Source organism: uncultured Psychrobacter sp. (assembly GCF_947500265.1).
Lineage (GTDB): Bacteria > Pseudomonadota > Gammaproteobacteria > Pseudomonadales > Moraxellaceae > Psychrobacter.
The window spans coordinates 153,447-177,938 of the sequence record NZ_CANMRN010000002.1; the positions used below are offsets into that span (position 1 = coordinate 153,447).

General features: G+C 42.0%; 16 protein-coding genes. 7 read left to right on the plus strand and 9 right to left on the minus strand.

Features of this window, described 5'->3' with window-relative positions:
• Nucleotides 1-58: 58 nt before the first annotated feature.
• The 6 genes from msbA to rsmG all read right to left on the minus strand — a co-directional run bounded on the left by msbA (nucleotide 59) and on the right by rsmG (nucleotide 6,291).
• On the minus strand, nucleotides 59-1,846 hold the full coding sequence (msbA, locus tag Q0788_RS03270; protein WP_298807820.1) for a lipid A export permease/ATP-binding protein MsbA: 1,788 nt from the start codon (nucleotides 1,844-1,846) through the stop codon (nucleotides 59-61).
• Between the two features lie 75 nt (nucleotides 1,847-1,921).
• Complete coding sequence (locus tag Q0788_RS03275; protein ID WP_298807822.1) at nucleotides 1,922-2,353, minus strand: biopolymer transporter ExbD; 432 nt, start codon at nucleotides 2,351-2,353, stop codon at nucleotides 1,922-1,924.
• A 65-nt stretch (nucleotides 2,354-2,418) separates the two neighbouring features.
• A complete protein-coding gene (locus Q0788_RS03280; RefSeq protein WP_298807823.1) occupies nucleotides 2,419-3,144 on the minus strand; it encodes a MotA/TolQ/ExbB proton channel family protein in 726 nt (241 codons plus the stop codon).
• Between the two features lie 85 nt (nucleotides 3,145-3,229).
• A complete protein-coding gene (locus Q0788_RS03285) occupies nucleotides 3,230-4,399 on the minus strand; it encodes a ParB/RepB/Spo0J family partition protein (RefSeq protein ID WP_298807826.1) in 1,170 nt (389 codons plus the stop codon).
• A 157-nt stretch (nucleotides 4,400-4,556) separates the two neighbouring features.
• A complete protein-coding gene (locus Q0788_RS03290) occupies nucleotides 4,557-5,336 on the minus strand; it encodes a ParA family protein (RefSeq protein WP_102078567.1) in 780 nt (259 codons plus the stop codon).
• Nucleotides 5,337-5,574: 238 nt separating this feature from the next.
• Complete coding sequence (gene rsmG, locus Q0788_RS03295; protein ID WP_298807828.1) at nucleotides 5,575-6,291, minus strand: 16S rRNA (guanine(527)-N(7))-methyltransferase RsmG; 717 nt, start codon at nucleotides 6,289-6,291, stop codon at nucleotides 5,575-5,577.
• 357 nt (nucleotides 6,292-6,648) lie between these two features.
• Here rsmG and Q0788_RS03300 point away from each other — a divergent pair, with 357 nt between their 5' ends.
• The 3 genes from Q0788_RS03300 to Q0788_RS03310 all read left to right on the plus strand — a co-directional run bounded on the left by Q0788_RS03300 (nucleotide 6,649) and on the right by Q0788_RS03310 (nucleotide 11,604).
• Complete coding sequence (locus tag Q0788_RS03300; protein ID WP_298807830.1) at nucleotides 6,649-9,489, plus strand: ATP-binding protein; 2,841 nt, start codon at nucleotides 6,649-6,651, stop codon at nucleotides 9,487-9,489.
• Nucleotides 9,490-9,716: 227 nt separating this feature from the next.
• Nucleotides 9,717-10,859, plus strand: a complete 1,143-nt coding sequence (locus Q0788_RS03305; protein ID WP_298807831.1) for a WYL domain-containing protein — start codon at nucleotides 9,717-9,719, stop codon at nucleotides 10,857-10,859.
• A 97-nt stretch (nucleotides 10,860-10,956) separates the two neighbouring features.
• On the plus strand, nucleotides 10,957-11,604 hold the full coding sequence (locus Q0788_RS03310; RefSeq protein ID WP_298807832.1) for a TerD family protein: 648 nt from the start codon (nucleotides 10,957-10,959) through the stop codon (nucleotides 11,602-11,604).
• A 127-nt stretch (nucleotides 11,605-11,731) separates the two neighbouring features.
• On the opposite strand, the gene Q0788_RS03315 is transcribed toward Q0788_RS03310, so the two are convergent.
• Nucleotides 11,732-12,715, minus strand: a complete 984-nt coding sequence (locus tag Q0788_RS03315) for an ion transporter (protein WP_057759421.1) — start codon at nucleotides 12,713-12,715, stop codon at nucleotides 11,732-11,734.
• Between the two features lie 714 nt (nucleotides 12,716-13,429).
• Here Q0788_RS03315 and Q0788_RS03320 point away from each other — a divergent pair.
• Complete coding sequence (locus Q0788_RS03320; RefSeq protein WP_191115376.1) at nucleotides 13,430-14,056, plus strand: OmpW family outer membrane protein; 627 nt, start codon at nucleotides 13,430-13,432, stop codon at nucleotides 14,054-14,056.
• 196 nt (nucleotides 14,057-14,252) lie between these two features.
• Here Q0788_RS03320 and Q0788_RS03325 read toward each other — a convergent pair whose 3' ends face one another.
• Nucleotides 14,253-15,968: a 2-oxo acid dehydrogenase subunit E2 gene (locus Q0788_RS03325; RefSeq protein ID WP_298807833.1), complete on the minus strand. Its 1,716-nt coding sequence runs from the start codon at nucleotides 15,966-15,968 to the stop codon at nucleotides 14,253-14,255.
• A 28-nt stretch (nucleotides 15,969-15,996) separates the two neighbouring features.
• The gene (aceE, locus tag Q0788_RS03330) at nucleotides 15,997-18,807 is read right to left on the minus strand and encodes a pyruvate dehydrogenase (acetyl-transferring), homodimeric type (RefSeq protein ID WP_298807835.1); all 2,811 of its coding nucleotides are present in this window, start codon (nucleotides 18,805-18,807) and stop codon (nucleotides 15,997-15,999) included.
• 555 nt (nucleotides 18,808-19,362) lie between these two features.
• Between aceE and Q0788_RS03335 the strand changes: the two genes are divergently transcribed.
• From Q0788_RS03335 to Q0788_RS03345, 3 genes are all read left to right on the plus strand, one after another.
• Nucleotides 19,363-20,976 (plus strand): hypothetical protein, encoded by a 1,614-nt coding sequence (locus Q0788_RS03335; RefSeq protein WP_298807836.1) that lies wholly within the window; start codon nucleotides 19,363-19,365, stop codon nucleotides 20,974-20,976.
• A gap of 488 nt (nucleotides 20,977-21,464) precedes the next feature.
• Entirely contained in the window at nucleotides 21,465-23,468 is a 2,004-nt protein-coding gene (locus tag Q0788_RS03340) for a hypothetical protein (protein ID WP_298807838.1), read from the plus strand.
• A gap of 508 nt (nucleotides 23,469-23,976) precedes the next feature.
• On the plus strand, nucleotides 23,977-24,441 hold the full coding sequence (locus tag Q0788_RS03345; RefSeq protein WP_298807840.1) for a hypothetical protein: 465 nt from the start codon (nucleotides 23,977-23,979) through the stop codon (nucleotides 24,439-24,441).
• Nucleotides 24,442-24,492: the final 51 nt, after the last annotated feature.

Genomic DNA, 24,492 nt, shown 5'->3' on the forward strand with positions numbered 1-24,492 from the left:
ATCGCTTATCTTATTGGTTCATGGCTGCGTGAAAATTGGCTAAAAGCTTTTAAACTGACTACTTGAAATCTCGAGCATACATTTGCGCATAGTGGCCTTGCAGTTGCATTAGCTCATTATGCGTTCCTAACTCAACAATCTGGCCGCCATCCATCACAGCAATACGATCCGCTGATTCGATAGTCGTCAGTCGATGGGCAATGACCAATGTAGTACGGTCTTTCATCACATTATCTAGCGCTTGCTGGATATAATACTCAGACTCATTATCAAGCGCGCTAGTAGCTTCATCTAAAATTAGAATCGGTGCATCTTTTAGTAGTGCGCGAGCAATAGATAATCGCTGACGCTGACCACCAGATAATTGCAACCCTTCAGCACCAATTTCGCTTTGATAGCCGTTTGGCATTTTCATAATAAAGTCATGAGCGAACGCATCTTTTGCGGCTTGTTCAACCTCAGCTTGAGTCTTATCAGCTAGGCCGCCATAAGCAATATTATTAAATACGGTGGTATTAAACAATACTACCTGCTGGTTCACCATTGCAATCTGGGCACGCAAACTCTCTAACTTAATGTCTTCAATAGGCATACCGTCTAATGTGATTTGCCCTGAAGACGTCTCTAGAGTACGTGTTAATAAATTGACTAGTGAGGACTTGCCCGCACCACTTCGCCCTACTAATGCAACTGTCTCGCCTGCTTTAATATTCAAGGTAAAGTCACGTAGAGCCACCGTCGAATCTGGATATACCAAGCTGATATTGTCTAACGACATTTGCCCTGATAGCGCTTTACTGATTGTGCCTGTGTCTTCTTCTTCTGGCTCATCAAGTAGTGCAAAAATCGACTCACCAGCAGCCAGACCTTTTTGCAGCTTCTGATTAATATCAGTCAGCGAACGTACAGGCTTACTTAATAACCCTGCTGCTGCAATGTAAGAGATGAACTCACCTGCTGAAATATCATCTATTACTACAGGTCGCAGCGCAAGCCAGACGACAACGGCCATCGCAACTGCCATCAACAGCTGTACGGCTGGCGTATTAATACTATTTGTAACAACTACCTTCATACCTTGGCGTAGATTTTTCTTCGATGTCTTATCAAAACGTGCTGACTCGTATGATTGACCGCCGTAATTTTTGACCACTTGATAGCCGCCGATAACTTCATTGGTAATGTGACTGACATTACCCATCGTCTCTTGGATACCTTTGGAGAGTCGTAGATAGCGCTTTGATGCAATGCGTACCAGCCATAGTATTGGTGGCAAGACCACAAATAGAATAAGCGTTAGACGCCAATTGCTATAAAACAAAAAGCCGATCAATGCAACAACGGTCAAACCATCACGCAGCAAAGTCTTCATTGAGTCTGTACTGGCGGCCGTGACCTGTTCAACATCAAATATCAATTTCGATGAAATCGTACCGGCTGGATTGGCCAAATAAAACGAACTAGGCAAGCGCAGTAATTTATTGAAAACTTCTACACGTAGCTCATAGACTAAGTTGCGTGAGACCAATGCAGAGTAGTAGTTACCCAAAAAACTACCCACCCCGCGCACAAAGAATAGCAATATAATCAATAGCGGAAATAAGGCTTGTTTGCTTCGATCATTCTGATTGATAGCATCAGTAATATATTGCAGAAGCTTGGCAGTCCAAATCTCTGTCCCTGCATTAATCGCAAAACCTAACGCCGTCAATAGCAATGCCCACCAGTAAGGCTTCAAATACCTTAATAAGCGTAATAACGTCTTACTTTTAGGGGTAACGGGCGATACTGCCGATGCATTTTTAGCAGAAGATTTTTTAGAGTCAGGTAAATAAGCTTGGCTCATAAAAGCCTCAATTTGGGTATCGTGGTATGAATGGGCTGTGTGTCACACAGTTTTATGATGATAAGACTATATATGTTATTGCGGCAGCGTTTGGCCAAGTGGTACCACTGTACTAATGTTTAAATTCAAAAATCCGAGCTTTCCAGCGATATCCATCACTCGTACCACAGACTGATGAGTCGCATTGGCATCCGCTGCAATAACAAATAGCATATCGCGATTACTGCCCGCCTCTTGCTGCAACATACTGGTCAGTTCAGCCTCATTGCTACTAGCAAGTGTAATACCGTTGACCAAATAGCTACCATCTTCTTGCACAGCTACTTCGATACTGTTGTTTTGTTCTATCAGTGCGACACCTTCCGCTTCAGGAAGGATAATATTTAAACGACTAAAGTGATTAAATGAGGTAGCAAGTAATAAAAACACAATCAAAAACAGTAAACAATCAATCATCGGTGTTAGATTAATTTCAAGCGGTTCAACCGTTGGTTTTCTAAAACGCATATCAATCTCTTTAATTCAGCTACCATTTATAGGCTCAAGACTTCTATTCTCTAAAACCGCATTGACTACACTGCCGCTATGCTAGCCTTATCCGAATCCAACCCACCGAATGAACGTTCTTGCACAACACTATCTTCTATCGACTTATGGCTAGAAGATGTAGATAGCTGCGTACTAGCAAGCAAGTGATAATCATACAGCTCTTGAATCATAAGCCCTGCTTGAGTCTCAAACTGAGCATTAATATCAATGATACGGCGCTGAAAATAACGATAAGCAACCAACGCAGGGATAGCAACAACCATACCAGCAGCGGTAGTGATTAGTGCCTGTGATACGCCAGCGGCTAGCATCGTCGGATCTTGCATGGCACCATCAGTAATCGCCAAAAATGACGAGATGATTCCTAATACCGTACCCAATAGGCCAAGTAACGGCGCTATCGCACCGATAGTCCCTAACATATTGATGTTTTTTTCTAACTGATGAACTTGGACGCTGGCACGATTTTGCATGTGCATTGTCATCGACTCTAACCCATACTGACGATATAGCAAACCCGTTGCTAAGATATCGCCAAGCGCCGTCTTTTCTTTCACATTCATTAACTGCGTGCGGCCAATATCGCCATTTTCACGTAAACGAGTTATTAGTTGTTCGCGCAACCTACTAGGAGCAACTTTGTTAAACTGTAGCGTATGACTACGCTCAATAATGATGACTAATGCCAATATAGAACAGACAACGATAGGTGTCATTAGCCAGCCACCTGCTTTTACCAACTCCCACATATCTACTCTCTTCCATATTTTTGCAAAAATAAATATTCAGAGGCGACTTAGCATTTGGATAGATACAGCTAATTCGCAAACGTTATTAAGCTTGAGCTTCTATATGTTTAATCAACGCAGCTAATTGGTCTTGATTGTGGAAAAATATCTCAACACTACCTTGACCATCTTTTTTATGTTTTAGTTTGACTTCAGCACCAAGCATGTCTGTCAATCTTTGGGTCAAACGCTCTACATCACGAGATTGTGCTTGTTCAGCACGATTGATCTTGGGCGCTGGCTGCAAGATTGACTTGACCAATTTTTCTGCTTCTCGCACGGTCATACCGCCATCGATAATCTTTTGCGCGATGATAGGTTGTTGTTCAGAGGACAACGCCAAAAGTGTGCGAGCATGACCCATATCTAGCGCACTGTTGGCCAAATGGTCTTTTACTGTATCATGGAGCTGATTTAAACGAAGTAAATTCGATACTGTCGTACGCGCCTTACCAACGACTTCAGCGATCATGGCATGACTCATACCAAACTCTGTATGAAAGCGCTGCAACGCCGCTGCCTGCTCAATCACTGACAAGTCTTCGCGCTGGATGTTTTCAATCAATGCTAGGGCAATCGCCAACTCGTCAGATAAAGCACGCTCAATCGCAGGGATAACCGCTTTTCCTGCCATTTTTGCAGCGCGCCAGCGGCGTTCACCAGCGATAATTTCGTGAGTGACAAATGCTTCACTTTTATCTTCATTTGCCAATAGCGGGCGGATAACGATAGGCTGCATCACGCCATGCTGCTCGATAGAAGACGCCAACTCTGCAAGTGCTGTCTCACTCATATCACGACGAGGCTGATACTTACCTGCTTGCAAGCGTGTGACATCGATCTGCACAAGGCTAATCTGATCTTCGGTTGCGCTCGTATCTGCACTATTGCCACGCGATTTGTTGAGCGACGCCTTGCTAGCAGCACGAGGTGAACGTGGCGCGCGAGTGCTATTCTCACTAGCAGCATCGTTATCAGTAGTCTTCGCAGATGATTTTTTACTAGCTTTTGTCGGAGTGATATCAGGCGCTATATCCGTAGACACAGTATTTACAGGCGCATTAGTATCTACAGGAACATTAGCATCTGGCGCAGCATTTTCACGCGCCACCATGTCGTCTTGCAAGGCAGAGGCGGTAATTTGCTTTTCTTTTTTGATTGACCCTAATAAGGCATCTAAGCCCCGATTAGCAGCCAACCCTCTTTTCTTCGCCATGATTACCTATCCTCTAACGCTAAAATAAAAGCCAATTGATTACTGATGCGGCTTACTAAATACAATGTTAAGTGTTCTATACTTATGCTATTCATTTACTGTCTTGATCAGTGACGCTTTTTATCTAAAAATCCTTTGTAAGAATTTTAGATAAAAACTAGCTGCTTTGCTTCATCACTTCAGCGGCCAGCTTTTGATACGCGCGCGCGCCTTTTGACCATCTCTCATACGCAATAACTGGTAAGCCGTGCGCAGGGGCTTCTGCCAAGCGAATATTCCTTGGAATATGGGTTTTGTACATGATATCGCCAAAATGCGCTTCTAGCTCAGTAGAGACATCACGGGCAAGCGTATTACGCGCATCAAATAGCGTTCTGACCACACCGCGAATATATAGCTTAGGGTTCAACTCTGTAAGGCGCTCAATGGTTTGTGATAAGTCAGCCAACCCTTCTAGTGCATAGTACTCACACTGCATAGGGATAATCACACTATCTGTAGCAACCAACGCATTAATCGTCAGTAGATTCAAACTAGGCGCACAATCGATAATCACATAATCGTATGGCTGCTTTTGCGTAGATACCTGATCGTTAACCAATTCGGCCATCGCAGTTTTGAACAGCTCATGACTATCGGTCTTGCTCATTAAGGTAATGTCCATGCCAGCCAAATCTCGATTGGCACCGATGACATCGAACCCTGCAGGACTGGTAACAATTGCTTCAGACAACGCGACACCATCTAGCAAAACGTCCGCTATGGTAAGATCCAACTCGTTTTTGTCAACACCTGTGCCACTGGTCGCATTACCTTGTGGGTCTAAGTCAATCAGCAGTACATGCTTGCGTTTAGCAGCCAAGCTGGCGGTCAAATTTACTGCCGTTGTGGTTTTACCCACACCGCCTTTTTGATTCGCAATTGCTATGATTTCCATACACTCACTCAATTTTATTAGGGTCTATTACTTTTGACTCGGTTGGTACGATTATTTTTGTTCAATCTTGTACAGCGACACTCGCTCAGCATTTAAAAATAAGCAATTTATGGTCTAAAATGCTCCGATTGCGGTCGAGCATTTTAAATGCTTTTAAATACTATGTCATTTAGATACAGACGTAAACTGTGTTTCACAAAAAACAGTGCCTGTTTCATGACTGCGAAGTGTTTATGCCTTAGCTATTTTTGGCAGACATTTCAATTAAATGACGACTGTCGTGCAAACGTGGTACCGTCAGCTTGATGGTCTTGATATGCCAATCACTATCTAATGCCTGCAGCTCTTCCTCACTCGGGACTTTGCCTTTCATAGCACATAAAAAGCCGCCATCTGCTAATCTTGGCTGCGCTACTTCTACAAAATCTATCAAACTGGCGAACGCTCGTGATGTCACCACCGCATAACTTGCTTCATGCGCTTCAATACGCGATGCGATCGGCTGCATATTACTCAAACCGAGCTCGCTGCTGATTTGCTTAATAAAGCGAATTTTCTTCTGATTGCTATCAAGCGCAGTACACTGGCGCTCAGGCTGACAAATGGCAATAATAACTGCCGGCAACCCTGCTCCCGTGCCGATATCTAGCAACGATCCGGCGGGTAAATGCGTTATAATAGACAGACAATCTATCACATGCTTAATCAGTGCTTCTTCTGGATCAGTGATCGCGGTCAGATTATACGCTTTATTCCATAGTAAAAGCTGGTCTAAGTACAATAATAACGTGCGCTGCTGCGTTTCACTTAACGGCAGACCCAGCTCATTTATCGCTTGCGCCAAGATATTAGCCAGCTTTGGCAATTGCGAACCAAGCTTTACGAAACCAGCCGGATCAATATTGATATTACCCATACTAGCAGACGATGAAGAGTTTTTAGCGGAAGCTGACATACAACGAGTTATCCAGTTTTGACTTGTGAACCGTTTATTTTATCATGCAGTCTGCCCATTGAATAGTTGCAGATTGCGCCAATGTGGGACATCTTATACTATCTACGCTTATAATGAGGCGTTATTCTGCTTTGATTGCCTCCAATTCGCTGATTAAGTCATTTGTTTTTTACCAGTTTTACTCAGGCATTTGTCTAAATATGATACAAAACTGCGCTTAATGACTTCGCTAATAGGTGACTATATCTTGTAAGATGTCATGATTAATTATAAAAAACTCAGAATACGCATGACTAGATAAAACCAATCACTTCTCATATTCCTTTAATACTTTTTAAGATGATTTCTCAAACGCCTATGATAGAACAACCCTACACCCCTATATCGCAAGTATCAAAAGACGCTAACAATATGGTAGTACCTGCTACCGATACAAAAAATACTAAGCAAACAGCACCTGATACCCCAAACCCTATCTTTACAGAAGTTCAGCAAAATTGTCGCATTTCCGCTGAGCAATTAAAACGCTATAGCGACCCTGATGAATTGCCTACAGACACACGTACTGCGCCTGACTTAGATGTTGGCTTCGGTCAACAACGCGCGCTTAAAGCATTACATACAGCGCTAGATATTAAAGCCAGTGGTTATCATGTGTTTGCCGCTGGTGAAAACGGTTTGGGCAAGCGTACTGTCATTAGTCGTCTGTTAGCGCGTATTGCCGCCGACGCACCGACGCCTGATGATTGGGTATATGTGCATAACTTTACCGATCCACGCACACCATTGGCGCTGCGTCTACCAGCTGGTCAAGCCTCGCTATTACAACAGCAAGTTAATAACTTATGGCAGCAAGCAAAAAAGCGTTTAAGCCAACGCTTTCGTAGCGATCAATACCAAAGCAAAATTGAAGCCATCAAAAACAGTACTCATCAAAAAGAAAGTCATGCCTATGACGCGCTTAATGCTGAAGGCAAACAATATGACCTAGCATTGACGTTTCGCTCGTTCGATAATAAAGCAGTATTTGTTCATCCTAGTCAGCTGCCTACAGAAAGTAATAGCGATGATGATAAGCAAATAAAAATACCTAGCAATCGTAAAAATTCAGAAAAGCTCGATGGTAGCGAAAAAGTTAACATTTTGAGCGATGAAAACCCTGAAAGTAAAGAAAATCAAGATTCTACATATGGCAATAATGAGTATGAAGCTGAGCTGAATAACTTCGTACAAAAGAACCATATGCAAAAGCGTCTGAGTCAATTGACTATCGCTTTAGAGCAACTAGAAGACGAAGCCAACGATGAGATAGAGGCATTACATCGTAGTATTGCCCAACGTGCTTTACAGCCATTGTTTGAACCTATTTATAAGCAGTTTGCGACTCACCCACTTGTCGTGGCATATCTCAAGGCTGTATTCGATGACATGGTCACTCACGTAGAGCGTATCGTTAATGGCGATGATGAAGAGTTTGTGACGGCAGTGTTGGCTACGACGCCTAGTCGTTATGCGGTCAATGTTATTGTCAGTCATGCACCTGACAGTGGCGCGCCAGTGGTATTTGAGGATTTGCCAACCCATCTCAATTTGTTAGGACATGTCGAGCAAATCACCCAATTAGGCACAGTAACCACTGACGTGAGTATGATTCGTGCAGGTGCTCTACATCGCGCTAATGGCGGCTATTTACTATTAGAAGCTAGCCACGTCCTTGAGCATCCTTATGCATGGCAGGGCTTGAAGCGTGCATTACAGTCACGAAAAATCAAACTATCTAGTCTAGAGCAAATGCTGACGCTGACCGGTAGCTTATCTCTTTCACCAGCGCCTATTGATTTAGATATCAAGGTTATCTTGTTAGGTGAAGCAGATTTATATTACGAGCTACTAGAGCTTGAGCCTGAATTTGATGCGGTATTCAAAGTCCGAGCTGATTTTCATGACGATGTGCCTCGTACCATTGAGCATGAATTGGCATTAGTCGCAAAAATGGCTGATATCATCGACTATGCCGACCTTTATCCGTTTGATAGCAGTGCGCAAGCCACGCTACTTGAACATCTAAGCTTGCAAGCTGAAGAACAAGATCGCTTAAGCCTACATAGTGACTTATTGATTAAACTCTTGCATGAGTCAAATCGTCACGCTCGCTTAAATAATGAGACTATGGTGACGGCAGATCACGTCACTCAAGCAATCGATGACATGGATGAGCGTTCAGGATATTTGCGCGATCTGTACTGGGATGAGCTTAAAAACGGCCAACAGCTGATTCAAACGCAAGGCGATGCTATCGGACAAGTTAATGCATTAACCGTGGTCAGTTATGCCGATAGTGAGTTTGGCATGCCAGCACGGCTTACTGCGGTCATTCAGCCCAATATTGGCACAGGTGAAATTCTTGATATTGAGCGTGATGTAGACTTGGGCGGTAGTTTACACGCCAAAGGCATGCTGATTATGACCAGCTATTTGCGTGCGTTGTTTAGTCAACATCATGCGCTGAATTTTAGTGCCTCACTGGCGTTCGAGCAAAGCTACGCGCAAATCGATGGTGATAGTGCCACCGTTAGCGAAGGCTGTGCATTGCTATCCGCGTTAGCAAACGTCCCTATCAATCAGTCTCTCGCGATTACTGGATCTATGAACCAGCTAGGCGAAGTACAGGCAGTTGGTGGCATCAATGCCAAAATCGCAGGTTTCTTCGACGCCTGCCGCGAGCAAGAGCTAACAGGCGATCAAGGCGTTGTCATTCCGATGGCCAATGTCAAACAGCTGATGCTACGTGACGACATTATCGATGCGGTAAATAGAGGAAAATTTCATATCTATGGCGTCTATACTTTAAGTGAAGCCCTGACACTAATGACTGGTTTACCCATCGACACCATGAATAAAAAAGGCCGTTATCGTAAAGATACTTTATTTGGCAAAGTATTAAGCCGTCTGATGCTGTGGGATGAAAACCAGGAAAGCACTGATGACATCGATGATGAAAAATCCAAAAAGAAAACGAAGAAAAAGCGTAAAGAAAAACGTCAAAAGAAAGAAGATAAGAGAATAAAAGAAAAGCGTAAAGATGAGAGAAGTGATAAGAAAGGTAGCGAGGAAAGTAACAAGCAAAGCGATGCTAAGTTTATTGATGACACCCTAAACAATAGCGAAACAACAGCTGTCGATGAGGATGGCAATTAAAATTTAAACGGTACTACCGATACGCACGCACATTGCTGTTCGACTAGATTCATTGTTATGTCTATGGCTAGATCGAGCAGCTATCATCGAATAGTAACCATCAAATGAACATACGCATGCATGAACGTCGCTAGACGCTACGCTGCTTTTCTGCGATGATTAACGGTTCCTGATCGAGCAATATCGTGCCAGAAACCGACTTGTAACTTCATAAAGGGTATCTCTTAATGACTGTACATCTTACTGATGCTGATAACATCCAAGCTCAGTCCAATCCTAGTGAGCAGGCAGGTGCGCTTGCAGCTTTAGACACTGGCACCTCAAAAGAGGTCAATGCCGCCAATATTAATGACAATCGACATGGTGCGGCAACGACTGCTCGGCAATGGCAGGTACTATCACAACTACAGCGCAATCGTTGGGTAGGCACCACCCATATTTATGAGCAGCTGATGATGGCAGGCTTTGATATCAGCCTACGTACTGTCCAACGTGATTTGAACGCCCTTGCCAAACGCTTCCCTATCGAAAAAAACAATGCCAATCCTCAGGGTTGGCGCTGGAAAGAAGACGCCCCATTGCAAAGTTTGCCGCATATGAACTTATCACAAGCGGTTGCTTTTAATATGGTCGAGGCTAATCTGACCCAGCTACTGCCACCTGTTATTTTAGATGAATTATTTCCTTGGTTTGACTTAGCACGGCGACAGCTCAAGAACAGCAAAGTGACCCACTCTTGGATAGACAGAGTGCGTATCGAGCCTGCCACCCAGCCGCTTATCGCACCAGATATAGATTTGGATAGTAAAGACAGTATTTACCACGCGCTGTTTTATCAATTGCAGATTCATGCTTGTTATACTCGTAGCAACAAATTACAAGCCAGCGAATATATCCTAAATCCAATCGCGATTATCCAGCGCGGCGTGATTATCTATCTACTGGCAACTCGTACTGACGACCCAGAAGCCACCATTCGCACCTTTGCTTTACATCGTTTTGATAGTGTTGAGATTCTCGAAACCGCTGCAAAAACACCAGAGAACTTTCAACTCGATACGTATTTGGATGAAGGTAGCATGGGCTTTAGTCACCCACTGTTTGGCGAATTGGACGAGCGTGGCAAGAATACCGCTGTTGAGCTTAGATTCACTAGGCAAGCTGGTAAGAGTCTGACCGAAAGTAAGCTTAATGACGATCAAACCGTGACGCTAAATGAGGATAATACCCTTACTGTAAGAGCCACTGTTAACTTGACCTCACAGCTGGTCTGGTGGCTACGAGGATTTGGTAGTGGGTTATTAGATGCTAAGCCTGAGCTGCTCTACCAAGCGGTATTAGATAAGTCTTCGACAGCAATCAGTGAGTGATATCACTGGTATTAAGCTTGCGCAAATTACCATTACTCAAGTAAGCAGTCAATAAATCTAGATAACGGTTAAAAACTAAGAATAAAAAAGGAAAGTTATGTCGACCACCGCCCCATCACCACTGTTGTCAGATAGTTTACGAGGACTAGGACTAGACGCAGGGACTTTGTTCTTTGCGCTCAATTATGAATTTACCAAAATTGAGCCCAAAGGCATGTTTAAGCGCTTCAAAAAAAATCAAAGCGCGATGGATATTGATTTGGCTTGTGTGTTATATGATGATAATTGCGTCATCAGTGACATCGTTTGGTTTAAGCAACTACGAGATAAAGCTGAATCGGTCAAGCATCAAGGAGACAGCTTAAATGGTAAGGATCGCGGCGAGCAAGCCATGTATCTTGCTCCGCTTGATCAAGAGCAAATCAGATTGGAGCTTGAGAAAATTCCCGCTCATATCACTCATATTGGTTTAATCGCCAACTCATACCATGGTCATTCATTTTCTAGGGTGAAAAAAGGCGAAATTCATCTGAGTGATGATGAAGGAAACCGTTGTTTTGAAGTCAACCTTAAGCAGCTTCCACGCGACTGCACCACGTTATGGGTAGCCCATTTGCGCCGATCTGTTGATGACTGGCATTTAACATTGCAAAACTTACCACTCACTGCAGAAGATCTAGCCGACGCAGCACAAGAAGTGGCTCATGAGTTAGCGCGTGCATTGCCCATCCCTCAGGGAATATAAGGGCAACTGCTAATCGCATATAAAAGAGGTCTTGTGCTATGTAAACACAAGACCTCTTTTTATGAGTAAAGCATTAGCTGTAATTAACTACTAAAAACCTATCTATTCTAAATCATCTCATACTTCGCTATAAAACTTCGCCACAATGTGGACAGAAGTTTTTTTGGCGCGTTTCAACTTCTTTTTCACGCCGTTCAAGCTCTTGCTCTCGAAGTACCTGTAAGACGATATTTTGTGCCTGCTCTTTATCTAAACCCAGCTCTCGACGAATTTTATCAATCATCATTTGATTCTGTACCAGATCAAAGTCACTATCAATGAGCTGCTCACGAAAATGCTGTTCAAGCTCTTCACGGCGCTGAGCCAACTCATTTGCTAATCCTGTCGCTAGAATACCAGCTGGCAGTGCAGCGAGACCCACACCCAATATCGTAATGACAGCACCCAATATTTTGCCCGCATTAGTAATTGGCGTGACATCTCCATAACCTACTGTTGTCAGTGTCACCACAGCCCACCACATCGCTTTAGGTATGGACTCAAACTCGTCTGGCTGTGCGTGATTCTCCACTAAATAAATACCGCTAGAGGCAGTCACAATCATAATAATAAGAATAAAGATAACAGCCTGAAACGAGCCTCGTTCCTTACTGATTACGACTAGCAAGATACGCATTGAGGCAAAATAACGAGTTAATTTTAAGATTCGAAATAAACGTAGAATACGCAAGAAACGCAAATCAATGTTGACGAAGAAATTTAAAAAGGCGGGCACGATGGCTACTAAATCTATCAATGCAGATGGGCTTCTAAGCCAATCCCATCGCTGTTTCCACGTTGTATTATCGGGCTTGGCTTCAGCCACACTCCACAGACGCAGTAAGTACTCAATAGAAAAGACAACGATAGAGAAGTTTTCGAATAAGGTGAAGTAATCTTGATAAGGGTAATACCACTGATCGACAGACTCGGCTATCACAGCAGCTACGTTAGTCATGATCAAAAATATAAGAAAATAATCAACGTAACGGCTAAATAACGTGTCATGTTCTTCATTTTGTAAAATATCATAAACAAAATGACGCAAGCGCCGTATAGATTGGAATAACATGCCAGCCCTATGCGGTGAAATACCGATTTGATATTAGTAGAATAAAACAACGGTCAAACAATAAGAACCAAACTTTCATCACAGAACATAGGAGATATTTGCAGCAATTATCCGTGACTTTTATCAGAAGCACTTCATTTGGTACTGACTTGTCTATTATCATCCATGACTATCGGCTATACAAAATGCAGATAATAAATATAGACCGATACTAGCAGTATAAACACAATTAGTAGGATAGAGAACCTTAAGAACTGTTCGTCAGCACGAAGCTGCTGGCTAATATCTTGCGCAGGTATCAAAAACAAGTGACATTCAGGACAACAAGAGTCTACCTGATTCAATATTTTCATAGTACGCGCATTTGTACAGCGTAGAGGGGAATTACTGCAATAGCCAAGCATTAATATGTTGCACCTCTTGTTGAATCATAAATAAGAGATACCGACCCACGTCAATGACACTTACTTAAAAAGCAGCTTTTGTTGTGTTTAATTATAGACTGTAGACAATTCAATTACATGTGAATGTAATTTATTGCAGAAATATTGCTACTTTATGCTCAAAACCTTACCAATAATAATGATTTTCGTATTATAATAGAGATTAAATGTTACAGATTAAACTTTAATCATGACATTATGTATCAGTAGCTAATGCCATCCCTCATTAGAAAACTGCTGATGATTTTTTATTACGTTAAGGAATGAAATGATGAAACTACAATCCCTAGTTTTAGCAACTGCTGCTGCACTTACAATGACAACTGCTTTTGCAGTCCCTGCTGGTACTTGGTCTGTTGCTGCTGGCGCACATTATGTTGATCCTAAAAGCGATAACGGTACTCTAGATAACGGTTTATCTGTTGATGTTGATGGCGATGTACGTCCAACTATCAGTGGTGAGTATTTCATCGCTAACAACGTTGGTGTTGAATTACTAGCTGCACTTCCGTTTCATCATGATTTTGATTTAAATAGTGCTGATGGTACAACGGTTCTAACAGGTAAGACCCAGCATTTACCACCCACTCTTTCCGTACAGTATCACTTTGACTATGAAAACATGCCAATGAACATCAAGCCTTTCATCGGTGTTGGTGTGAACTATACAACATTTTTCAAAGAAAGAATTTCTACTGGTGGTGACTTGGACCTTGACGATAGCGTTGGCGTGGCTGGTCATGTTGGTCTTGATATCCCTTTTGCTCCTACCGAAGCTTTCCGTATCGATGCCCGTTATATGGACATCAAAACAGATGCTACTCTAGATGACGTAAATCTTGGCGAGATCGACATTAGCCCTTGGGTATACGGTGTAGCATTCGTTAAACAGTTCTAAATTAGTAGAGATACCATGCGTAATAAAAGCCAGCGTGATAGCTGGCTTTTTTGTGCTCATTAATTATGGTTATTACCATCTGTCTACACTAGTTACTAAGCAATTATTTATAAAAACAGCTAATAACCTATAAGAACAAATAATCTCCATAAAAAAAGACCATCCGTGGGCAGTCTTTTTTTATTGCTAGCTAGTTTTAGATCAAGATACGACGTGGATCTGCCAATAGCGTTGCGATATAACGAGTGAATACAGCAGCGTCTGCGCCATTGATCACACGGTGGTCATAAGACAAAGACAGTGGGAGCATCAAACGTGGCTCAAAGTTTTGCTTTTTGGCATCCCAACGTGGCTGCATACTTGCCTCAGACACACCTAAAATACCAACTTGTGGCCAATTAACTAGTGGCGTAAATGCTGTACCGCCCAAGTTACCTTGGCTCGATATGGTAAAGCTTGCCCCTTGCAAATCTTTGGTACTGAGCTTCTTATCACGAGCTTTTACAGCAAGCTCGCCAATCTCAATCGCAATTTGCTTCAAACCTTTATCTTGTACGTTTTTGATAACAGGTACGATAAGACCATCATCTGTTGCCACAGCAATACCCATATTGACACTTTTACGCAATATAACCTGAGTATTGTCATCGCTCAAATGACTGTTGAATCGTGGATGCTGGGTCAACGCGTAAGCAGTTGCTTTAACCACAAAGGCCAAGATAGTAAAGCCAATACCTTCAGCTTTCATGCCACCTTTTAGCTCACCACGTAGCTTTTCAGTCTCAGTGATATCAGACAAATCGAACTGCGTTACTTGCGGTAGCAAAGTATTGTAGTTGAGCTGTGGTATCGAGACTTTCTGCAAGCGGCTGAGGTCTTGTGTTTCCGTCTCACCCCAGATCTCAGCATTACTCATGTCAGGCAATTTCGGTAGACCTGAGCTGACAGGATTGCCACTCACAGGTGCCGCTTTCTGCTTGGTTAGACTGTTCTTAACATGTGCAAACAAGTCCTCTTTTAGAATGCGATCGTTTAGAGCTGAACCATTCACTTGTGTAATATCCACACCTAACTGACGCGCTAGCTTGCGAACAGCAGGACCTGCGTACACATCAACCAATTTTTCATTGACCTGTGCTTCAGTTAACTTACCCTCTGTTTTGCTAGCAGCTGTATCAGTATTGGTCGGTTTGGCAGCTTGTTTTGGCTCACCAGTGGTTTTAGCAGCTGATTTATCTTCTGTTTTGACTGGTGCTGATTCCTGTGGCTTAGGAGTTTCAGATTCACTAGCATCATCTGTACCACTCGCCATAATAACGATAAAGTCTTGACCATTAGCAACCATATCACCTGCTTCGACCAAGATTTTTTCAATCTTACCGGCAACTGGTGCTGGTACTTCAACCGAAGCTTTGTCTGATTCGATTAGCAAAATCGACTGTTCAGCGCTAACAGTATCACCAACGCTCACCATGATTTCAGAAACTTGTGCTTCATCAACACCTAAGTCAGGTAATGCATGAGTAGTTGCTTTACCAGCATTAGCGGCTGGCTTGGCAGCAGACTCTGATTGCTTTGATTCAGTTGCAGCAGGTTCAGGTTTTGATTCTGGTTTAACATCGTCTGCGCTGTTCGCTTCTTGCTCTTCAGCAGCAGCATTATCATCATTACTTTCTGCGCTGTCGTCTGCGCTTTCAAGCTCAATTAGCACCATACCTTCGCTGACTTGATCACCAATAGCAACGCTAATCTTAGTCACTTTACCAGCAGCAGAGCTTGGTACTTCAACCGATGCTTTGTCAGATTCTAATAATACGATGTTGTCGTCTTTTGCGATGACATCGCCAACTTCTACCATAATCTCGCTGACTTCGGCGCTATCCACACCTAAATCGGGGGCTTTAATGTCCATGATTTATTTCCTCGTCTTATGGTTATTATTATTTGACATCTTTGTCATCAAGTACATTTGCATCTGCTTGATCTTCAGCACGACCTTCATTACTGATTTCATCATCGTCTTCGGCGATAAATTCAGGTACAGGATTTGGATTTACGTTACCTGGCGCTGGTGCATCTGGAGACTGGTCATAGTAAGACTGCTGTTGCCATGCAGGTGGATGGTCCACATCGATACCTAAGCTTGAAATCGCGTCTTTAACCAAACGCATCTCAACTTCGCCTTCATCGGCTAGACGTTTAAGCGTTGCCACAACGATATGCGCAGCATCAACGTTGAAGAAACTACGTAGGTTTTCGCGCGTATCAGAACGGCCATAACCATCGGTACCCAGAGTCGTGTAAGGACGATTGTCTGGCAACCAAGCACGAATTTGCTCTGAGTAGTTACGCATATAATCTGTCGCTGCCACTACGATACCTTCGTGCGGTGCTAATTGCTCAGTAACCCAAGGCACTTTCTCTTCGTCCATTGGATGTAGACGATTGTAGTCATCACAAACCATACCATCGCGAGTCAGCTCGTTAAAGCTGGTTACGCTCCAGACGTTGGACGTAATATTGAACTCGTCTTTTAGTATCTGTGATGCCTTCTGTACTTCGCGTAAGATAACACCAGAACCTAATAGCTGTACTTGTGTTGAGCCATTATCTTCAAGCAAGTACATACCACGTTTGATACCTTCTTCGGCACTTTCTGGCATAGCAGGTTGCTCGTAGTTTTCATTCATCAACGTCAAGTAATAATAGACACGCTCGCCTTCACCATACATACGGCGTAGACCGTCATGCATAACCACAGCTAGCTCATAACCAAAGCAAGGATCATAGCTGACACAGTTTGGCACAACATTGAATAGAATCTGTGAATGACCATCTTGATGCTGTAAGCCTTCGCCATTAAGTGTTGTACGACCAGCGGTTGCGCCTAACAAGAAGCCTTGTGCTTGACAATCACCTGCCGCCCAAGCCAGATCGCCCACACGTTGGAAACCGAACATTGAGTAGTAGATATACATCGGAATCATCGGTAGCGCGTTGACAGAATAACTGGTTGCCAATGCAATCCAAGTACTCATTGCGCCCGCTTCGTTGATACCTTCTTCTAACATGTGACCATCGATAGCTTCTTTATAGCCCATCAACGCTTCACTGTCTTCTGGCGTATATTTTTGGCCAACAGCCGAGTAGATACCTAACTGACGGAACATACCTTCTAGACCAAACGTACGCGCTTCGTCAGGTACGATTGGTACGACGCGATCTTGGATATCTTTGTTTTTGAGCATTGCAGATAGTAAGCGTACAAATACCATAGTCGTAGATTGCTCTTTACCGTTACTGCCTTTTAATACCCGATCGAACATTGATAGTTCAGGGATATTCAGTGGGATATGACCACTACGGCGGTTTGGTAGATGACCACCTAACGACTCACGACGACCTTTTAGATACTTCATCTCTGCCGAACCTTCTTCAGGACGGTAGAATGGTAGGGTCTCTAACTGCTCATCAGTAAATGGCAAATCAAAACGATCACGGAAATACATGAGCGCCTCTTGATCAAGCTTCTTCACCTGATGCGATTTGTTGACTGCTTGCGTTTGAGCAGATAAGCCATAACCTTTAACGGTTTTAACCAAAATAACTGTTGGTTGACCTTTGGTTTTCATAGCTTCGCTAAAGGCAGCATAAACTTTAACTGGATCATGGCCACCGCGGTTCAGACGTGAAATTTCTTCGTCAGTCAACGCATCTGCCATTTCTTCTAGCTCTGGATATTTACCAAAGAACTCTTTGCGAGTAAATTCAGGCGTACGCGCTTCATATAGCTGATACTCGCCATCTACCACTTCTTCCATACGTTGCTTAAGGACACCCGTATGATCTTTACCAAGTAATGAATCCCAGTTACCACCCCAAATGACTTTGATGACTCGCCAGCCTGCGCCGCGGAATACTGACTCTAGCTCTTGAATGATTTTACCGTTACCACGGACTGGACCATCAAGACGCTGCAAGTTACAGTTGACTACCCATATTAGGTTGTCTAGCTTCTCACGACCAGCGAGAGAAATAGCACCCAAGCTTTCTGGCTCATCAGTCTCACCATCACCCAAGAATGTCCAAATCTTACGACCTTCTTTTTCTAGCAAGCCACGGTTTTCCATATAGCGATGTACATGGGCGTGATAGATAGACATGATTGGGCCAAGTCCCATCGATACCGTTGGGAACTGCCAGTAATCAGGCATTAGATATGGATGCGGATAGCTTGATAGACCTTTGCCGCCTACTTCACGGCGGAAATTATCAAGCTGATCTTCGGTCAAACGACCTTCTAAATAAGAACGGGCATAGATACCTGGCGCTGAGTGACCTTGGTAATAGATCATGTCACCACCGAAGTGATCGCTAGCTGCGCGGAAGAAATGGTTAAAACCCGTTTCATAAAGCGTTGCACTAGAAGCGAATGTCGCTAAGTGACCGCCCAAGTCGTCATCATTTTTATTGGCACGCATGACCATGGCAAGGGCATTGTAACGAATTAGCGCACGTATCTTACGCTCCATGCCTAGATCGCCTGGGTACATTGGCTCGTCTTCAACAGCGATACTATTGACATAAGCGGTGTCTAGTCTGTTGAACGGAAGACCTTCTTGAACCGCCATATTGTATAAGGCTTTTAGAAGAAACTGAGCACGGTCTTTGTCTGCGTGTTTAACCACAGACTCAAAGGCTGCCAGCCATTCCTGAGTTTCGGTGCTATCAGCATCCTTATAATAATTCATTCTTGTTAATCCTTTTATATCAGTCATACCTACCTAATGGCAGGGCTTTATTGAAAAATGCATGATGAGAGATTGGTTTACTTATGACATCCTTGCTACGTCCAAGCATTCCATTGTTTTATGCGATGACATACTGCTTGATTATAAAAATAGTATTACTCATATCGACAAATGCATCAAACCTATACACCTGTCAAACCGTCATAATGCTATGACTATCTGTTCAAACGTTAATTACTATGACATTCCATTATAAGCGTTTACGCGCTGATTGTTTATGGCTGTATAGAAATGAAGAAATCGCAAGTATTTTTTAAATAAATAATGATTAGTTTTTTTTAAAATGACAATAGTAATAACTTGACTCTTCGCGTGAGAGATGGTTGTTTTTGACTAAATGATTATCTTGTGCTCTCTGTCATATTAAATCGACCATTGGTAACTTTACACTGGATTTAATGTAAATTGCTTATTAGTATCTCAAACTGATATATTTGTATAAATATGGTTAGCTACCATATTGCCTGGGCAACCTTGATTCTTAGGAAGAATGACATGTATAAAGCTACAAAACCCTTAAATATAATGAATGCCTCCTCATTCAGTAAGTATCAACCTCAAATAATGAGTTTGATAGGCTTTATGATATTGTCATTGATAAGCATCTCATCTCATGCGCTTGCAACAAATCCTGGCGCTGTATGTTCTGCTAACTTCTCTCAAAGTAGCTTAACCAATGCTGACTATACGAACCTAGTATCTGCTGTTAATACTAATAACTATGTAAGCATCGCAGGCAATGCTTCGGGCAGTATTCCATTACAAATAAAGATGAATACAGTGGAATCTAGTTCTTCTACCATCAAATCAAACTTTGGTGTAATCACATCATCTGGTACTAACGCTATTAATATAAGAAGAACCTTCCCTACTACAACAGATTTTACGGATATCACGCTTGAGTTCCGTAATAGCATAACGGCCCAACCTTTATACTTGACCAATGTAGCGCTTAGCGCCTTTGACGTTGACTATGCCAATAGCTCAGGCAATACATTCGATGACTATGTCCAAATTACAGGAGTTACTGAAAGTGGTAGCTCAATAGAGGGATCTTTCCAAACAATAAGCGGTTCAAATCTTACTTATTTCAGAGGTTTATACACGACTAGCGCGGCTAACTGTCCCGCAAAAGATCTTGGCACACAGTGTCAAGGTTCCGTACAGTTTTCCCAACCAGTCTCATCAGTAAAGGTTCGCTATACTAATACAGGCCGCCTCTCAACCACCTCTAATCAAGAGATTGATTTTCGAGTAGACAATTACTGCTATGTTCCTCAGTATATTTTTTCTGGTACAGTATTTGATGACAATGGTGGTATTACAGTAGCTCAAGCAAGTGCAACTAATGCTGATATTACTAGCGGTGTTTATGCAAATAACTCAAACTATTTCAACGGCATATATAATCCTTCTGCACCTGAAACAGGTATTAGCGGTAGCACTGTCAAACTTGCGAGCTGTACGAATACTTCCACAGTATATTCCACACAATCAGTAACAGGGAGTGGAACAACTATAGGACAATATCAAATCAGTGTGCCGCTTAGTACTTTAAATGGTAATACTAATAACCTTTGCTTGGTAGAAGAGCGCACTGGCGCTACATATCCGCTGCGTACTAATAACGATAGTAAAACTATCTCATTTGCGACCAGTACATATAGCTACCCAAACAATAATTTCGGTAGAGTAATTGCTGAAAATGTCGGATTAGTACTAAAAAAATACCAATATTTGAACGACTGTCCTTCTACTCTAACCTATACCTCTATCAGTGAAACTAGTACGCCCAATACAGGTTTTAGTACAGCAAGTATAAGTAATATTGAACCTGGTCGATGTATTGCTTATAAAATTTCTGCTACCAATCGTGCCAATGTGAACATTGACAGTTTTATTATGCGAGATACCTTACAACAAAAAGGCATCAATGGCGCTACTGTAACATCTGTACTTGCTAATCCAGCACTTTCTACAGTTGATTATAATTCTAGCGATAATCCAGCGATTGGAGCCAATGGTGAAGTAAAAACTAAAACCTTCGTTTTAAGTCCAAGAACCAAACGTGACTTTTACTTCAATACTAAATATGGCACTACTCAATAGAGTTAGCTTAAGAAGCTTATCTAAAATAATGATTAGATGAGCTTCTTATAGTCTTAACCTGTTTTTCTCCCTTCTTTAAAATTTGTCACACCACCCCTACTTCCAACTGGGAACTATTGCCACTTAGTTAACTCAAATCACCTTTTATCGTCTTAATAGTGACTTTTTGTAAATGATTTGTGATTATGATTTTACTGAAAAACACTTCATTTTCAGCACTTCTATAAGAGAAGAATATGAAGTATTTCAGGCTCTATACATTGACTATGTTAATAGTTTTTGCGGTATCGACCATAAATACTTTTAAAGCATAAGCCATAAACTCAGTGACCGCTGAAAGACTAAAAATAAAGATCAGTGATCATAAAACGTTTATTGAAACCCTGATTCACTATATTAGCTTGGTAAAAATCTACTTTATATTTGGAATTTCTATGAAATCAAGATGCTTTCACTATAGTCTCCTAACTATTAGTATCGCTGCTTTTATGAGCTTGAATACAGCAAATGCTGCTACTGCTACTGCTGTCAGCGCTCCGGCGGCAGCGATTAATAACAAAGCGTCCGCAAGTTATAGTATCGGTACGGTAGCTCAGCCTGCCGTCGAATCTAATACTGTCACAGTAAATGTTACCGAGACAGCAAACTTTTCTTTAATAGCCACGCTCGCTGGTGGCAATGCTGATGCAAATATAAACCAAATAGCAACGCCCGGCAGTACTACCACTTTTACTCATACTCTAAGTAATACTGGTAACGTTAGAGATACTTATACGATTAAAACAACAGGGGATAATGATCCTAATATCATAACAACCAATCAAGACTACCCTCTTGGTGTAGCAAGCATCAATTTTGTCATCAAACAAACAGGTGGTAATGTTTTAACAGATGCTCAAAAAACAGCCTTGTCTGAGTTTGGTCAAGCTACCACGACAGGTACGATCGCGAATGGTGGCAGTATCAAACTAATACCAGGGACAATCGCTGAACTTTCTTATGCAGCATTGACTTCTAGTACTCAACTAGGTAACCACAAGGGTGTAGGTACATTAACTGCAACCAGTGCTTTTTTTACTACCGCAAACTCTACCAAGCCTACTTTAGTCAATGAAAACCAAAGCATCGTCAAGTTACCTGTATTTAAGATAGAAAAGACAGCAACATGTCAAAGCTCTACAAATTGTAGCAGTCTCGATCTGAATGCTGCTAATACTGATATCACTTACAGTATTAAAGTAACTAACGCCACTACTGACTATAGTGTCGCTGCTGACAATTTTATCATTAGAGATGTGCTTCCTGCTGGTATGACATTGTCTGGTAACGTGACTGTGTCCACCACTGGTGCTACCATCACTTCAACGGGTAAAGATAGTAGCAATAGACAGATCATCGATATCACTGTTCCAAGCTTGGCTGTTGGTTCTAACACTATAATTAGCTTCAAGGTGTCTGTTAATAAAACAACTCTATCTGCAGCAGGTTCAGCAACCAACCATGCTACTGTCTATGACAGATTCAGCAACACTGTACCAGTACCTGGGACTGATACTAATGGTTATGATATCGTCGATAGTACAGATACTATAGCTACTAATAACGTCACAAAAGTTCCTGACGAAGGCACAGGTACAGCTGGTGCCGATACTACCACTACTATCACTTTCACTGATCGCAAGCTCACCATTACGGCTGGTACGACTAAAGAAATTTCTATATTAGGTGGCGAGGTAAAATATACCCATACCCTTACCAATACTGGTAATGCATCAGAAGGTGGCGTTAACCGTCCCATCGGTATTACTATCATAGATCCAGATACCACAAAACCTCTTGAAGTCAAAAACCCTAAGTACAAACTTACAAATGGCAACGAAATTGCATTAGAGGTTATCGATGCTGCTACGGGTAAATATAAACTACCTATAGGCGTTACTTTGGCTCCAAACGCCACTGTCGAGATTAGCTATACGGTAGTCTCTGACGGTACAAATGCAGACCTTGGTAAATCAGAAACCAACAGTCTACAAGTTGTCTTACCCCAAGGTGCTACTGCTGACTCAACCTTTCCGACTGTTTCCGCTGTTTCAAATACGACAACTATTAAAGGTCTAACATTACTAAAGCAGTTGGCATTACAAGTTGGTTGTACTGGAGCGATTACCGCATATGAAGGAACGCTAGGTTCTAACTCAACAGCAACTTTCAAAAGCAACCCAGGTGATTGTGTTTATTATAAAATTACAGCAACCAATACCTTTACCACATTAAGTTTGAACAATGTGGTTGTGTCTGACTCAACCAGTCAATGGAAGGACGCGAATGGTAGAGTACAAGCAGTTTACCAAAATAATGCTGTTGGATCTGACGGTTCTAGTAATACTGGTTTGACAGGAACTGGTGATGCTCAAAAAGTTTCTACTACTTTTGCAACTCTTGCTAGCGGAGCATCAGGTACTTTAATTTTTTCCACCAAAGTAAGTTCATAATTAGTACTTAGTTTGACCTAAGTAGCTACAACGGTTTAATTACATACTAAACAGGCTCGGTTTTAAATACATCTAAAACTGAGCCTGTTTTATTTAGCTATTTTACTTTTTACGCATCTCTTATCCTCAAAAAACTTCGTACTTCTTTCCACCTCTCTTATTCGCGCCTCTCTCTTATAAATCCAGCTTTCTGTGATTGGTACAAATCAGTTTGTTGGATAGTAAGCCGATGTATGTAAATTGTCTGATGAAGAGGCCTCTAAATAATTTAAAAACAGTATTTAGAATACTACCTTTGCGAATGTAAGCCATTAAGCGCTTTTAAACTACCATTTATCACATATCTGATGACTAATAGTAGTTCGTTTGTAATAATGTAAATATAGAATATTTATTTTGTCATCATGTAACCATACAATCTATCTTAAGTTATTTTGGCACATTTATTGCTTAGCTAACGATGGATAAAAATCTTACTAACAGTTTTGATTTTAGCAAGGAATAGAATATGAAAATTTTTAACGCTTTACGTATCAGTTTATTAGCTACCTTAGCCTCTAGTTGTCTACTAAGTGTAGCATATGCTGATGATGCTCTAAAAATGGAGTTAACGTCTAATCAAGTCGTAAAAAACTCGGAAGGTAAAACGATCTATACACCAGTACGTACCGCACCAGCAGGTACAGTAATTCAATATAAGGCAACTTATACCAATACCATCAACAAAGATATTAATGACCTGATGGTAACTCTGCCTATTCCTACTAACATGACATTTACTGGTGAATCAGTCCCTGCAAGCGCACAAGCCAGCACGGATGGTAAAAACTACGCTGACATGCCGCTGATGCGTAAAATAGACGGCAAAATGGTCAAGGTTCCATATTCTGAATACCGTATGTTACGCTGGAATATTAAGCTATTACCAGCTAAGAAATCTGCAGCCGTTGCTCTTAATACCACCGTCAATTAGTTCAGTAGCTATCAAGCCCTCAACTTTTTTAAAACTCTATTTTTTAATCTA

Bases quoted from the DNA above. Each gene is read 5' to 3' on its own strand.
- Q0788_RS03345 (WP_298807840.1), top strand. From the start codon at position 23,977: ATGAAAATTTTTAACGCTTTACGTATCAGTTTATTAGCTACCTTAGCC.
- Q0788_RS03305 (WP_298807831.1), top strand. From the start codon at position 9,717: ATGACTGTACATCTTACTGATGCTGATAACATCCAAGCTCAGTCCAAT.
- Q0788_RS03320 (WP_191115376.1), top strand. From the start codon at position 13,430: ATGAAACTACAATCCCTAGTTTTAGCAACTGCTGCTGCACTTACAATG.
- rsmG (WP_298807828.1), bottom strand. From the start codon at position 6,291: ATGTCAGCTTCCGCTAAAAACTCTTCATCGTCTGCTAGTATGGGTAAT.
- Q0788_RS03310 (WP_298807832.1), top strand. From the start codon at position 10,957: ATGTCGACCACCGCCCCATCACCACTGTTGTCAGATAGTTTACGAGGA.
- Q0788_RS03325 (WP_298807833.1), bottom strand. From the start codon at position 15,968: ATGGACATTAAAGCCCCCGATTTAGGTGTGGATAGCGCCGAAGTCAGC.
- Q0788_RS03315 (WP_057759421.1), bottom strand. From the start codon at position 12,715: ATGTTATTCCAATCTATACGGCGCTTGCGTCATTTTGTTTATGATATT.
- aceE (WP_298807835.1), bottom strand. From the start codon at position 18,807: ATGAATTATTATAAGGATGCTGATAGCACCGAAACTCAGGAATGGCTG.
- Q0788_RS03335 (WP_298807836.1), top strand. From the start codon at position 19,363: ATGTATAAAGCTACAAAACCCTTAAATATAATGAATGCCTCCTCATTC.
- Q0788_RS03340 (WP_298807838.1), top strand. From the start codon at position 21,465: ATGAGCTTGAATACAGCAAATGCTGCTACTGCTACTGCTGTCAGCGCT.
- Q0788_RS03275 (WP_298807822.1), bottom strand. From the start codon at position 2,353: ATGCGTTTTAGAAAACCAACGGTTGAACCGCTTGAAATTAATCTAACA.
- Q0788_RS03300 (WP_298807830.1), top strand. From the start codon at position 6,649: ATGATAGAACAACCCTACACCCCTATATCGCAAGTATCAAAAGACGCT.
- Q0788_RS03285 (WP_298807826.1), bottom strand. From the start codon at position 4,399: ATGGCGAAGAAAAGAGGGTTGGCTGCTAATCGGGGCTTAGATGCCTTA.
- Q0788_RS03290 (WP_102078567.1), bottom strand. From the start codon at position 5,336: ATGGAAATCATAGCAATTGCGAATCAAAAAGGCGGTGTGGGTAAAACC.
- Q0788_RS03280 (WP_298807823.1), bottom strand. From the start codon at position 3,144: ATGTGGGAGTTGGTAAAAGCAGGTGGCTGGCTAATGACACCTATCGTT.
- msbA (WP_298807820.1), bottom strand. From the start codon at position 1,846: ATGAGCCAAGCTTATTTACCTGACTCTAAAAAATCTTCTGCTAAAAAT.